This window comes from Balneola sp. (assembly GCA_002694685.1).
In the GTDB taxonomy this organism is placed as follows: Bacteria; Bacteroidota; Rhodothermia; order Balneolales; family Balneolaceae; genus Gracilimonas.
This window is the reverse complement of the sequence record NZMW01000016.1, coordinates 57973-71365: the sequence shown is the minus strand read 5'-3', so window position 1 is coordinate 71365 and position 13393 is coordinate 57973. Positions and strand designations below refer to the sequence as shown.

Sequence of the window (13393 nt, the reverse complement as noted above, 5' to 3'; positions counted from 1 at the left end):
AACATGGATCCGCTGGCTATAAAAAGTCAGCGGATTTTTTATGGAATCAGCTTTAATGTACGCGCCTTTTTAACAGCCATACTTCGGCGGCTAACTTCCAGCTTTTGATATAAGCTGGTGAGATGGGTTTTTACGGTATTGATGGATATGAATAATTTATTGGCAATCTCTTGATTGGAATTACCTTTGGACAAATGCTCCAACACCTCAAGCTCACGTTCACTGATACCCAAAGATTTTAGCGCCTTTTGATTACGGCGAAAAACAGGTTCAGGAGATTCAGGTTCACTTTTTTCGGTAAGCTTCTTGCCTAACCAAATTCCCAAAGCCGTAAACAAAAGGGCAATAACCCCAATATAAACAGGGGTGGGAAAAATTGAGATAGCCAGATAATATTCAAATAGCTGAAGCAGTATAACTACCGCTGCTAACACTCCTCCATAAAGCCAGGCTGTACTGTTCATTATATACTAGGATTAAAGCAGTTCTTCAGGGTTGAGTCCTTTCAGGTCATCCACAACAAACTTCCGTCCTTCACGAACGAGCTCACCATCTAAGTACACATTGGCGCCAATACAAACGAGATCCCAGTGGATGTTACTGGAGTTGCCGTTTGGTGCTACTTCATAATCTTTTCCAAGAGTGAGGTGATTAGAACCATATATCTTTTCATCAAAAAGAATGTCGTACATCGGACTTTCGATAACCGGATTCAGGCCAAAGCTGAATTCACCAAAACGCCGAGCTCCTTCATCGGTGTCTAAAATATCTTTAAGTGCTTCGTTGTTGGAGGAATCGAAATCAACCACAACGCCATCCTTTACTTCCAGCTTCACAAACTCAAAAGGCTTGCCCTGATATACGGAAGGCGCATAAGAAATCACCCCGTTTATAGAATCAATGACTGGTGATGTGAATAATTCCCCATCGGGAATATTTCGTTTTCCAAAACAAGGAACCCAATTTTGTCCTTTCACTGAGAATTTGATGTCGGTTCCTTCGCCTTTAAGGTGAATTTCATCGGTAGCACGGAGCCTTTTTTCAAGAGGCTTCATGGCTTGTTCAAGCTGTCCGTAATCAACCAGACAAGCGTTGTAATAGAATTCAGCAAAAGAACTGGTTGGTTTCTTGGCATTCATCGCAAAAGCCGGAGAAGGGTAGCGCATAATACACCAGTTGGTATTGTTGACGCGTTCATCAAAGTGAACCGGCTTTAGAAAGTGCTCAGAATAGGCTTTGTTTGCTTCTTTACTAGCCAGTGAGTTTTCATAAATATTTTGTGAAGCGCGAATTCCAATAAAAGCATCCATCTGCTTCATAAGTGGGAGCTGATCTACAGAAGCCTGATTTTTCCAGAATTCTTCATTTCCATTTTCGATCAGGATTCGCTGTGTTTCGGCATCTTCAATCTTGATAAAGGGATGAGCATCTTTCTCGCGGATCTGTTCCACCAAAGCCCGAAGTAAGTCAATACCATTTAAACCAATAAGCTGAACCATCACATTGTCACCTTTCTCGACTTCTGTACTGTGGTTGAGAATCAGGCTTGCGAGTTCTTGATCGTTTTGTGAAATCATATAGGAATGTATAGTTGGAAATTAGGCGTTGAATTTCTTCAACAAAGTTAAAGGAATTGCGACAAAGTTGAGAGTAAAGTTAGTAATGTGTTAAAGATTTAATGTGTAGCCGTCTTAACTGTTTAAAACTTCAATACACTATAACTCTATAACCGAATCGCATAAACTAATTTCGTTGGGATCATTTGAAGCCAGGAAAACAAGGGCACCTGAGGCTGAAGCTTCCTTCACAATTGTCGAGACAAGAGCGTGTCCTTTCTCATCAAGGTTAGAACCGGGTTCGTCAAGCATCAGGATTTTTGGGTTTCGAACCAGAGAAGCTGCGAGTTTAGCCCTTTGTTGTTGTCCTGTAGAAAGGCTCCCAAAAAGCTGGTCTTTAAGGTGAGGGACCTGAACTCTCTCAAGCAGATTTATAAGTTCACCCGTTTTTGCTGGTATGCCTCCAGCTTCAACCAAAAATTTCAAATTCTCAAAAACCGATAACTCAGCATAAAGATTTATGTAAGGAGCAGCATAACCAATATGAGCTTTTACCTCTTTTTGGTTCATGATTTGTTCATCTTTTTTCCAGATTATATCTCCGGAGTTTGGGCGAAGTAAATAGGAAAGGCATTTTAATAAGGTAGATTTTCCGCTTCCATTTGCTCCGGATACACCCAAGATTCCCTCAGAATGAGAAAAACTCAGGTCTGAGAAAATAGAATGAGCGTTAAATTTTTTAGCAAGTTGGTCGGCTTGTAGTGAAATCATGCCTTAAAGGTAGCAAGTTTATGGTAAATAAGAATCTGGTTTAAAATTCTAAAATTTCAAACGATAAACATTTATATAAATCCTTAATTGTATTGCGAGTCGGTAGGCTTTATTTTTAGCAAAATTGTAAATTGAGTTATGCATCAAGAAGTAGAAGAAATTATCGATAGGCTGATTGGCGCGGTTAAGTCCGACAAGCCATATTATACCCTGAAAGACTGTCTTTCAGCGGGATTTCCTTCTTTTATTGTTGAGCGAATTCGTATCGAGATCAATGAGAAGCTGAAAAAAGAGTTCACACTCGATGAGACAGAGTGGGCTAATATTGACCAGGAGATGGTCAAAGATACCTGGAAAGATTTTCAGCAGGCTCTTTTTGCAAACTCCAGACTTCCCAAAGATAAATTTTATGTTGTTACCAGCCGGGTAATGACTGAGATCGTGAAAGTATATTTGGAACCGCGTCAGCACATGGCAGAGTACATCTACAAGGGGGAAGAAGAACTGAATTATGAAGAGCTCGTTCAACGAACCAATAGGCTGACGATCTATAAGCATTTTGCCCGTGCAATCCCGCTCTACATGAAAAAAAGGAAGCTGGAAACGCTTGAGAAAAAACGCTGTAAGCTGCTTATTCATAATCTGGATGCTAATCTAGTTTCATCTTACACAGCCAAAGACTGGGCTCAGGTTTTGGAACTACTTTTCACGCTGTTTGGAGGTAAAATTGATGCAAAGCTCATACAGTTATTCTTTGAGGACAAAGGATTATACCTGACCGCTAAAGCATTTAATGAGCTGGATGAAGCAATCACAAAAGAACGCTTCGTAGAAATTTTATCCTATCCTGATTTATTGGATGTGAAACTGCAAGAGAAATTCCGGGATCAGTTTCGAGCAGAGTTGGTTGCACAGAAAAATCGTTTTGATGATCCTGATGAAGAGGAAGTGGAAGAAATTGACGAAAAAGAACAGCGGTTATTAGACAGCTTTTTTGGGGATTATAATGAAGATGATCCTCAAATGACCGATGAAGAATCTTTCAATGCTTTATTTAAAACAGAGCAAGATGATAAGTCGATTTTCCAGGAATTTGAAGAAGTGCCTGATGCCGATAAAATTTCAGAATCACTGAAGCATGGAGACCAAACGGATGAGATTAAAAAATTCCGTAAGAACCTGGTAACCGTTTTGGATCAAGCCGCTCATTCGTTTAAAAACCTTTCCAAAGAAGAACAGGAAATAAAAGCTAAAAAGACCAAGAAGAAGGCAAAGTCTAAATCTGCCCCTAAAAAAGACTCAAAGAAAGAGAAAGACATACTAGGGGAAATGATGGGAGAGGAACCCGAAAAATCTTTAGCTGAAGAGAGTGAAGAAGAGGAGAAATCACAAATGTGGCAACAGTTTCTCCGTCCCGACCAAATGGATATATTGATGGGATCTAAGGATGCCGATGAAGATGAGTTGATAGACGAAGAAACATTGGTAGAAGATATTGTAGATGAAGAAGACACAGATGAAGACACAGTTCCTGAATTGAAAGACTTTATGATCAATAATGAAGGCTTTTTTGTTGAAGAAATTTTTAAAGGTTCTGACAAAAAATACACCAAAGCCTTGGGCGCTATTCAAGAGTTGGAAAACTGGGATAAAGCCACAGATTTTATAGAAAAGAATGTATTTTCTACCAATGATGTAGATATGACATCTGAAGTAGCTGTAGATTTTACCGACCGGCTACAATCTTATTTTGACGAATATAAAACCTAACCAATAGAGATATTTATGGCATCGAATCCGAAAGTAGAACGGCTGCAAAAACTACGGGAAGAAGCATTAAAAGGTGGAGGCGAAGCTCGTATCGAGAAACAGCACGATAAAGGCAAGCTGACTGCCCGTGAACGAATTGATCTGCTGGTCGATAAAGGTTCTTTTGACGAAATTGATAAATTCGTAACACATCGCAGCACAGCTTTTGGGTTAGATGAACAACAGTATTTAGGTGACGGGGTTGTTACCGGTCATGCTAAAATTCACGGCCGACCCGTCTATGTTTTCAGTCAGGATTTTACAGTTTTTGGAGGTTCCTTGTCAGAAACCCACGCCGAGAAAATTTGTAAGATTATGGATCTAGCCATGAAAAATGGTGTTCCTATCATTGGCTTGAATGATTCCGGAGGGGCTCGAATTCAGGAAGGAGTTTCTTCTTTGGGTGGATATGCTGAAGTGTTTTGGAGAAATAGTATGGCATCCGGAGTTGTTCCGCAGATCTCAGCAGTAATGGGGCCATGTGCCGGCGGAGCTGTTTATAGTCCTGCCCTTACCGATTTTATTTTTATGGTAGAAGATTCCAGCTACATGTTTGTGACGGGACCTAACGTCGTAAAAACAGTTACCCATGAAGAGGTGACATCCGAAGAGTTGGGGGGAGCTTCAACACACAGTACTAAATCTGGAGTAGCTCACTTTTCGAGTGCAAACGATGCGGTTTGCCTGAATGATATCCGGCAGTTGATGAAGTATGTTCCTCAGAATTGTGAGGAAAAAGTACCAATGATAGAATCCAAAGAACCAGATTCTGCCAAAGCAAAAGCACTGGAAGATTTAGTGCCGCTCAACCCTAACAAGCCGTACGATATTCATGATGTGATTGCTGGTATTATGGACAAAGATTCGTTTTATGAAGTCCATGAAAATTATGCTGACAATATTGTAGTAGGGTTTGCTCGCCTGGGTGGACGCAGCGTTGGCGTGGTTGCAAATCAGCCGCTTTCGCTTGCAGGAGTGTTAGATATTGATGCTTCCCTGAAGGGAGCTCGATTTGTTCGGTTCTGTGATGCTTTCAACATCCCACTGGTGGTATTCGAAGATGTACCTGGTTTCTTACCTGGAACTGATCAGGAGTGGAATGGAATCATTAAACACGGTGCTAAGCTGCTCTATGCTTTTTGTGAGGCAACCGTACCAAAAATGACCGTCATCACCCGTAAGGCCTACGGTGGAGCTTATGACGTAATGAACTCTAAGCACATCCGCGCAGATTATAACGTGGCTTGGCCAACAGCCGAGATTGCGGTAATGGGAACCAAAGGTGCAGTTGAAATCATCTTCCGAAAAGAAATTGCAAAAGCCGATGAACCCGAAGCCAAACAAAAAGAGCTGGAAGATGAGTATAGTGAAAACTTTGCCCATCCATATCTTGCAGCCGGTCGTGGTTTTATTGATGATGTGATTCTGCCTTCAGAAACCCGGGCGAAGCTGATTAAACAACTTGAAGTCTCGCACAACAAAGTAGATTCCGTGCCTAAGAAAAAGCACGATAATTTGCCGTTGTAATTGAGAGTTGATGATGTGATAAATGGTTGAGTTCAATATTTACTAGTTCTCCTTGTTCCCATTGACCTCGTTGGGAATGAGGAAGCTAGATCAAATGACTAAGAAACGATACCATGAAATTGCAAATAACACTCTTCATCTTTCTAATATTCCTTAAAGGATTTGAAACCTCACACGCACAATCTTCTGAAAATATATGTCCTGAGATTGATGACTTAAGTATTTTCATAATACATGGATTATTACTTGCCAATCCTGAATTAGATTCTGAAAGGATTGAATTTGGCTTAAACATATATTCATCTGATAAAAACAAAATTAGTATTGAAAGCTTACGACAAAAACCTGATTTACCCAGCTATCTTCGTTCATATTGGAAGGATAAGGGTGTTATACAAATAGCAGATTCAAATATATGTAATAAAATTTCAAACACTTTAGATGCCAAGAAGAAAAACAGAGCCCTTATGGAGAAGTTTAATCGAATCTATTACAAAGCTGATGACAAATATCTTGTTATTTATACTCCAAAGAAATCTGGAACAGGGCCTAGTAAGAGTCCATCTAGTCTGATTTTGGATAGAGAATTTAACAGAATTGGTGAAATTGGTCTTCGGCTAAAAAAGAGTATGAATTGATTTAAAATGTACGAGCTAAATAGAATGGTCTCTGTTAGATAAAACAGATTAAAATAAGGATAGTGTTCTTCGTGGAGTTTATATCGGCTACGACTCACCGTCTTTTTCTCTTTAAGAGCGATGGGATGAGTATTGCTTACAATTTTTTTATACGGACCCGGTGGTTCGCTTTTTTGTACCCAACGGGGCGTTCGGTACAATTAGAAAGAGTATAAAAGTGCAACAGTCTGGCCATGCTTTTCACAAAGGCTTTCTGAAGGATTAGAACGGTTATTTTGATAGAAATATGGGAAGAACTGTTTTGTTCAAACGGTATTCTAAAGTATATTTTCGACTACATTCTGGCGGGTAGCTTATCGATTTGTACAAACAAATATCCACCTTTTCTCCTGTAAACTAATCATTAAGGGAGGTATTGATATGAAAAATCAATCTATACTTATTTATGCTTTAACTGCCATTCTGCTTGGGTCTTGTGCAAATTGGAAAAAGAAAGAGAGAATTTCTTCACCAGTTTGGAGTGAGGATAACACTGAAATAGCTTATATCCTGAATCGGTATGAGTACAAAAGAAATTATCCTGACGGAGGCGATGTCAAGAATGAACAGTATTCGATATTTTTAACTGATGAAGAGTTTAGTGGAGACTTCGAGATTTACAATAGTTTTGAAGGTTTCGGGGAAGAGTTATTCTACATGAAAGAGGCCGGTTATATTGTATCCGGCAGAATATCAGACAAATACCATTTAATAGACGCAGTTACCGGTGTGTTACAAGAAACCTTTTCGCCAAAGGACTCTAAAATCTGCAAAGATAAAATAGGAAATTTTCAAACCATAAATGTAATTCCATCCATTAATGGGAGTGCTTTGGCCGTACTCGAGACTCGCACTGATTGTACGGTTGATATCGCTTTTTGGGAAGCAGATGAAAACAAGCGATGGGTAGAGCAAAACATCTACAGTGTCCCCGGGAACGATTTTGATGCTGTGGCTTGGGTAGATTCAAGCAATCTTTTACTAAGCTCTTGCGAAGACTTTTGTTCGGAGAAATTTTACCTGATTAATACTTCGGAGGGGGTGAATGAAATTAACATTGTCGATGATTTTTACGCCCCGTGTATGTTTGTCTCAACCTCAAGCAGCTGGATCAACAAGTTAGGTGAAATCCTTTATATAGATGATGAAAGTCGAGACTTAAAAATAGCCTCTATTTGGGATGATGAAGAGTTTCTCACTAGTAATCAAGACTTCAGCGAAGAGTATTACCAACCAGGGTGTGATGAATTTGACTAGTCTTAATTCCACTTGCCCAAATGTTCTGAGTTCTTGAGTCGTACTCATCGTTCCGCACTGAGCGTACAGAACAAGAACATGATATTCTAAAGTGTTGTCTGAGTGAATCCGGTAAGCTAAAATTCAATTATTCAAAATTCCTGAATCAAACCCTTTACCAGTTTAGCAAATACATCTTTCTTCTGATCGGCGGCTTCTTTCACTTCAGCATGATCAAGTTTTTGGTTGATGACCCCTGCTGCCGCATTTGTTATGAGTGATACAGCGGCCGTTTTCACACCCAGTTTAGCGGCTTCGATAAGTTCTGGGGCGGTACTCATTCCAACCGCATCACCACCCATCTTCCGGAAGGCTCGGATTTCAGCTTTGCTCTCATAATTTGGGCCTTTCACATAAAGGTAGGTTCCCATCTGAGTTTCAATATTTAGATCTCTGGCTATGGCTTTTACTTCCTGAGCATATGCTTCAAAGTTAGAACTCCAGGTATTTATCGCTGGTTCCGAAACCATCATGTATTGTTTAATAATGCTGTCTATAATCATCAAATCCCCAACATGATACCGGAGATTAATGCCTCCAGCGGCGTTTGAGATAATTAGTCTCTCAACTTCAAAAGCGTGTGCAAGCTGTACGGGAAGTACAGTTTTTGCAAAATCATGTCCTTCATAATGATGGAATCGGCCAGAAAAAGCCAAGACTGATTTTCCTCCAACTTCACCAAAAATAAGAGCACCGGAGTGTCCAATAACTGTTGAGTGAGGAAAGTCAGGAATATTTTCATAGGCTATGGAAGTAGCATTTTGAATATGATCTCCAAAGGTGCCTAATCCGGATCCCAGTATCACAGCAGAATCAATCTGCTCGGGAAATCCATTTTCGGTAAGGAAATTTTTGATGCTTGAAATGTAATCAGGCAGGGACATAAGAATCTATATTTTCGGTGCTATAGCCGGTTTTCTCGTTATAATCAGTGAGTTTGAATAAAGGATGCCGATCTTCATGATAGGCCAAAATAGTATATCCTTCATCAAAAGCCAGTTTCGATAATTCTTCACGTTTTTGTTGGCTGACTTTAGGTTCGAAATCGTATTTAGCGGCATAGGTACGGTTGATGGCGCCTTTTGTGCCAATGACATCACCGGCCTGCATGTATTTTTTATCACCATCATCAAAAAGAAGCACCTGATGAAATTCAGTATGTCCACCAATTTTTTTAACCGACATTTCGGGGTATGGTTGGTCTTCTTCTTCCAAAAAATGGAGATCAGCCTTAGCATCAATAAATGAAATAAATGCCGTTTTTTCTTCATCGTACCATTCATCTTTGCCCATTACTTTTTCCCAGCCTTTTTGGGAAACCCAGAGTTTGGCTTCAGGGAAAGTCAGTTCCCAATATCCATTTTCACGATGGGCTAATCCGCCAATGTGATCGTAATGAAGATGACTTAAAAAGATGTCGGTGATGTCGAACTCGGTGAGTCCATGGTCCTCAAGGTTTTCTCTGATGGTATCTGGCCCGGTGTCCTCGCCAAATTCACCAATTCCACAATCGAAAAGGATGTTTTTGTCTGTAGTATGAATCAAAACCGGATTCAGGGAAAGCTTGAGCGCTCCTTTATTAGGGGGATCATCCCGGTCAATACGAATAAATTTCTTGTCAAGACCAACGGAAAAAGTACCTTCGTAAAGTGTGGCCGCGTAGGTTGTTTTAGTTTGGGACAATGAATTGTCTTTTTTGTATGATTAATAGTGACAAAGTAGTAAGTGACATGGTTACAAAGTGCGCTTAAAGCTGCTCATCATTCTTTCGATCTCTCTTGTGCTAGAATAAAGTTCTTTAAACAAATCTTCATCTAAGAAGCCAAGGTTAAAAGATACTTCTAATTCAGTTTGAAGTTCAAAAAGTGACCCCATACTTATATTCAAAAATCGATTGAATTCTTTCTGAGATTTTCTTCCAAAACCCTCAGCTATGTTAGCAGGAATGGAAACCGCACTTCGTCGTATTTGTGATATAAGGCCAAATTTTTCAAAATTCGGAAAATCTTCTACAGCTTTATAAACATGTGTAACCAACTCCATAGACTTTTGCCAAATCTGTAAATCCCGATGTGTTCTAACCATAACAATTTATCTCTTTGTAACTCTATCACTCGATAACTTAGTAACTCTTTTATTTCTTCTTCCCCTCAAATTTATCGTAGGCTTTAATGATATCCCGAACTAGTTTGTGGCGGACAACATCGCCTTCATCCAGATATACAAAGTCGATTCCGTCGATATCCTGCAGAATTTTTTGAATGGAAATGAGCCCGGATTCTTGTCGTCTCGGTAAGTCGGTCTGAGTGACATCACCGGTAATAATTGCCCGGCTGTTGAAACCAATTCTGGTTAAAAACATCTTCATCTGGATGTTGGTAGCGTTTTGGGCTTCATCCAAAATGACAAAAGCGTTGTTGAGTGTTCTTCCACGCATGTAGGCAAGAGGAGCAATCTCGATAATATTCTTGGTCATATGAAGTTCAAGACGATCCCGGTCAATCATATCTTCCAGAGCATCATAAAGAGGGCGGAGATAGGGATCGATTTTTTCTTTGAGGTCACCGGGTAGAAAACCGAGATTTTCTCCGGCTTCAACAGCTGGCCGGGCTAAAATGATTTTACGAACCTTCCGATCCTTCAATGCCTGAACGGCTAGTGCTACCGACGTATATGTTTTACCCGTTCCGGCGGGGCCAATGGCAAAGACGATATCATTGTTGGAAGAGGATTCTACAATTCGTCTTTGTCCGGGTGTTTTAGCCGTAATGGCTTCCCCGTTGTGGGTGTGAATGATGGTATCGCCACTTTCACCAAGGCTTCTAATTCGAGGCCGGGTGGCGGTGCTTTCACCGCTTTTCAGGGTGATGAGAGTCTTCACATCATCTTCTCCAACCTTATCTTTTCGGTCGAGAAGTTCGATCATGCCTTCGATGACTTTTGTCGCTGTTTCAACTTCTTCCTGAGGTCCGGTTAGTTTAAGGCGATCACCCCGGGCATTAAACTTAGTTTCCGGAAATGCCTTATCTAAAGCGATGATATTATGATCGTGTAAACCAAAAAGGGCTACAGGATCAGCATTCTTAATTTCTATGACTTGTTCGGAAAGTGTTTTCTCGTCTTCTATAACAGTACTGGTTTAGTGTTAATGAACAGCCTAAAGGTAAGAATTTAGTGCAAGAAATGATGGTCTCACTGAAGTAGATTCTATTTTTAGAAGAAAGGAAAGTGAGAGAGACTGTAGCTAGTCTAATTTTTCCGAGAGTTCTTCGAAACGAGCCGAAATATTGGTGGCACTGAAAACGCTGCTTCCTGCAACTAAGATATCAGCACCGGCATTGGCTATTTTTTTGGCGTTTTTAAGATTAACGCCTCCATCAACCTGAATAAGGAAACCAAGTTCTTTTTCATCTCGGATCGCAGCCAGTTTTTCAAGCTTTTTATAGCTGCTTTCAATAAAGCTTTGCCCACCAAAACCGGGGTTGACGCTCATAATCAAGACGAGGTCAACATCTTCAAGAACTGGCTCAATGGCTTGTAGAGGAGTGGCCGGGTTAACAACTACGCCCGTCATAATCCCATATTTTTTGATATTCTGAATAGTCCGGTGTAGGTGAGGACAGGTTTCCTGATGGACAGAAATCAAGTCTGCACCTGCTTGGACAAACGCTTCTACAAAATTATCCGGGTTTTCAATCATTAAGTGAACGTCGAAAAAAGCTTCCGGAGCGGCTGACTTAGCTGCTTTCACGATATTAGGGCCATAGCTGATATTCGGTACAAAATGCCCATCCATTATATCACAATGAATCCATGAAGCTCCACCTTCAACAACTTCTCCAATATCTTTACCCAGCTTTGTAAAATCAGCGGCTAAAATTGATGGTGCAATAAAGGGAAGTTCGAAATTCATCTAATCCTGATTGTTGTTGGGTTGATTGTTAGTGGAATCCGGCGGTGTAGAAGAGTTATTTCCAGTGGAATCAATGATAACAGCGCCACCTTCACTTTGTTCAATAACTTCAAACCGTTCTGAAATTACAAGTGTCAAAGTTTCTCCTTCACGAAGTTGCTCTTCTTTAGGAGAGAAATCTAATACGGTATTTGGGACAATATCTTTAGTTGGACGGAATTGGACTTCTTCAACCCTAAAACCGGCTTCTCGTAGCTTTAACTGAGCTTCAGGTAGTCGAAGCCCTATGATTTCAGGGACCGTGACAATTTTATTGCCAAACCCATCTCCAAGCACTAAATCAATGACGGTGCCTTTTTCGACGGTTGTTCCTGCAGGGATTGACTGTCTCAAAATGTTCTTAAATCTGGAAGACTCGTAACTCTTAGATCCCACAACCAAGCCATAGTTCTGAAGCTGAATCTCAGCATTTCGTGGAGATAGATTAACAACATCAGGTACCTGTACCTGAGGCCGGACTTCGGTATTCACGGTTAGGTAAACCTTTCGGTCCGGCTTTACAATGTTATCCGCTCCGGGACTTTGGTCAATAACGTAGTCGGCCGGGTATGCAGAATTTGCTCGCCGGTCAGTCACTTCGAATCGTAATCCGTAGCTGGTGAGCATGGTTTCTGCTTCTTCAAGAGAAATTCGGGTGACGTCGGGTACGGTTACCCCTTCATTAAAATTGGTATAAGAAGGCATAATGAAATTGTCGGCCACATAGAGTAGAGCCGCGCCGAATATCATCAGCGAAAAAGTACCGATGTAGAAATATTTGTTGGTGAGAATCTGCTTAAGCATGTGCATAAAATACAGGAACTATAGACGTGTTAAAAGTGCCAGGTTAACGAAAATTGTTCCATCTTCATGAGATTGGTGTTACTCTCGATTCGGCTGTTTTTTAGCTGAACGGTGAATAATGCATCGAAGGCGGAAACTACATGATTTACCAACAAAAGCTTCAGGATGTTCCCGGCTGCGCGATAATTGTCATTAAATGTCTGTGCACGATCCCGTCCTTGATAGAATAAAGTGTTCGGTTCATCCCTTCCCTGCCAGCCGTAGAAAAAAGTGTGATTAGGATCATAGTTGGGTGAACTCATGTTGATAGAGACATTGTAAAAATCTTGCCAGCCGGCCTGAAACTGATAATACTTACTGATTAGCTCATAGTATTGCTGGGAGCCATATTCAGGAAGTGTATGAGAAAATTCAATGCCCAATTTATTTTCAAAAACAAATGGGGTTTGATTTTCAACTTGGTGCAGAAGATTGATGTTTACTTTACCCCAATCGTTAGTAGTATTACTGAAGTCCGGATCTTGCCCCTCAATATTTGCCTGAAGGGTCTGCCAGTCGTTATCCAAACCATTTGCCTGCGAATACTCAACCAGCCATTCAGCATAAGCTAAAACACTCCAGTTTTTGTGAGTGAATGCTTCGTATGCTTTTTCCTGACGACGGGCTTTCGCATTTCTATCCAGATGATAGATGATACCAGCTGCTTCAATGGCAAAATAAACACCAGCTCGTGCCCATTTTCCGTTTAATGCCTGTCCAGCTCCGGGAACAAGTGCTGAAGCAGTAAAGGCTACAAAAGGCTTAGTTCGCGAAGCTTCTAAAACACCCGAGCGACTACTTGAAAATTCACTTTGATAAGAGAAGTCAGAAATATGCAGATCTGCTTCTGTTGATTTTTGAATTTCAGCCTTTTTAAAAATTCCGTTGCTGAAATCACTTACCACCTGAGCTGACATCGCCATAGGAAGCAATGTCATGGTCAGCCATATGAAAGTAAGTTT

Annotated in this window: 14 protein-coding genes; 4 read left to right on the top strand and 10 right to left on the bottom strand. The window is 40.6% G+C overall.

Annotation, left to right across the window (positions count from 1 at the left end; translation table 11 throughout):
* Positions 1 to 38: 38 nt before the first annotated feature.
* From CL667_15655 to CL667_15645, 3 genes are all read right to left on the bottom strand, one after another.
* Positions 39 to 464, bottom strand: a complete 426-nt coding sequence (locus CL667_15655; GenBank protein ID MAL19133.1) for a helix-turn-helix transcriptional regulator — start codon at positions 462 to 464, stop codon at positions 39 to 41.
* Between the two features lie 12 nt (positions 465 to 476).
* Positions 477 to 1577: an aminopeptidase gene (locus CL667_15650; GenBank protein ID MAL19132.1), complete on the bottom strand. Its 1101-nt coding sequence runs from the start codon at positions 1575 to 1577 to the stop codon at positions 477 to 479.
* 138 nt (positions 1578 to 1715) lie between these two features.
* Positions 1716 to 2276: a hypothetical protein gene (locus CL667_15645; GenBank protein MAL19131.1), complete on the bottom strand. Its 561-nt coding sequence runs from the start codon at positions 2274 to 2276 to the stop codon at positions 1716 to 1718.
* Between the two features lie 189 nt (positions 2277 to 2465).
* Here CL667_15645 and CL667_15640 point away from each other — a divergent pair, with 189 nt between their 5' ends.
* From CL667_15640 to CL667_15625, 4 genes are all read left to right on the top strand, one after another.
* The gene (locus tag CL667_15640; GenBank protein ID MAL19130.1) at positions 2466 to 4097 is read left to right on the top strand and encodes a hypothetical protein; all 1632 of its coding nucleotides are present in this window, start codon (positions 2466 to 2468) and stop codon (positions 4095 to 4097) included.
* 15 nt (positions 4098 to 4112) lie between these two features.
* Positions 4113 to 5663, top strand: a complete 1551-nt coding sequence (locus CL667_15635) for a methylmalonyl-CoA carboxyltransferase (protein MAL19129.1) — start codon at positions 4113 to 4115, stop codon at positions 5661 to 5663.
* A gap of 113 nt (positions 5664 to 5776) precedes the next feature.
* Positions 5777 to 6301, top strand: a complete 525-nt coding sequence (locus tag CL667_15630; GenBank protein ID MAL19128.1) for a hypothetical protein — start codon at positions 5777 to 5779, stop codon at positions 6299 to 6301.
* 420 nt (positions 6302 to 6721) lie between these two features.
* Entirely contained in the window at positions 6722 to 7597 is an 876-nt protein-coding gene (locus tag CL667_15625; GenBank protein ID MAL19127.1) for a hypothetical protein, read from the top strand.
* 131 nt (positions 7598 to 7728) lie between these two features.
* Here the strand turns inward: CL667_15625 and CL667_15620 are convergent, their stop codons facing one another.
* The 7 genes from CL667_15620 to CL667_15590 form a co-directional block, all read right to left on the bottom strand.
* The gene (locus CL667_15620) at positions 7729 to 8520 is read right to left on the bottom strand and encodes a purine-nucleoside phosphorylase (GenBank protein MAL19126.1); all 792 of its coding nucleotides are present in this window, start codon (positions 8518 to 8520) and stop codon (positions 7729 to 7731) included.
* Positions 8507 to 9319, bottom strand: a complete 813-nt coding sequence (locus CL667_15615) for a hypothetical protein (protein ID MAL19125.1) — start codon at positions 9317 to 9319, stop codon at positions 8507 to 8509. The genes CL667_15620 and CL667_15615 overlap by 14 nt, the downstream gene beginning before the upstream one ends.
* Before the next feature lie 51 nt (positions 9320 to 9370).
* A complete protein-coding gene (locus tag CL667_15610; GenBank protein ID MAL19124.1) occupies positions 9371 to 9727 on the bottom strand; it encodes a four helix bundle protein in 357 nt (118 codons plus the stop codon).
* Positions 9728 to 9770: 43 nt separating this feature from the next.
* Positions 9771 to 10724 (bottom strand): phosphate starvation-inducible protein PhoH, encoded by a 954-nt coding sequence (locus CL667_15605; GenBank protein MAL19123.1) that lies wholly within the window; start codon positions 10722 to 10724, stop codon positions 9771 to 9773.
* A 156-nt stretch (positions 10725 to 10880) separates the two neighbouring features.
* Complete coding sequence (locus CL667_15600; protein ID MAL19122.1) at positions 10881 to 11549, bottom strand: ribulose-phosphate 3-epimerase; 669 nt, start codon at positions 11547 to 11549, stop codon at positions 10881 to 10883.
* Positions 11550 to 12398, bottom strand: coding sequence for a PASTA domain-containing protein (locus CL667_15595; GenBank protein MAL19121.1), 849 nt, complete (start codon positions 12396 to 12398; stop codon positions 11550 to 11552).
* Positions 12399 to 12421: 23 nt separating this feature from the next.
* On the bottom strand, positions 12422 to 13369 hold the full coding sequence (locus tag CL667_15590; protein ID MAL19120.1) for a hypothetical protein: 948 nt from the start codon (positions 13367 to 13369) through the stop codon (positions 12422 to 12424).
* Positions 13370 to 13393: the final 24 nt, after the last annotated feature.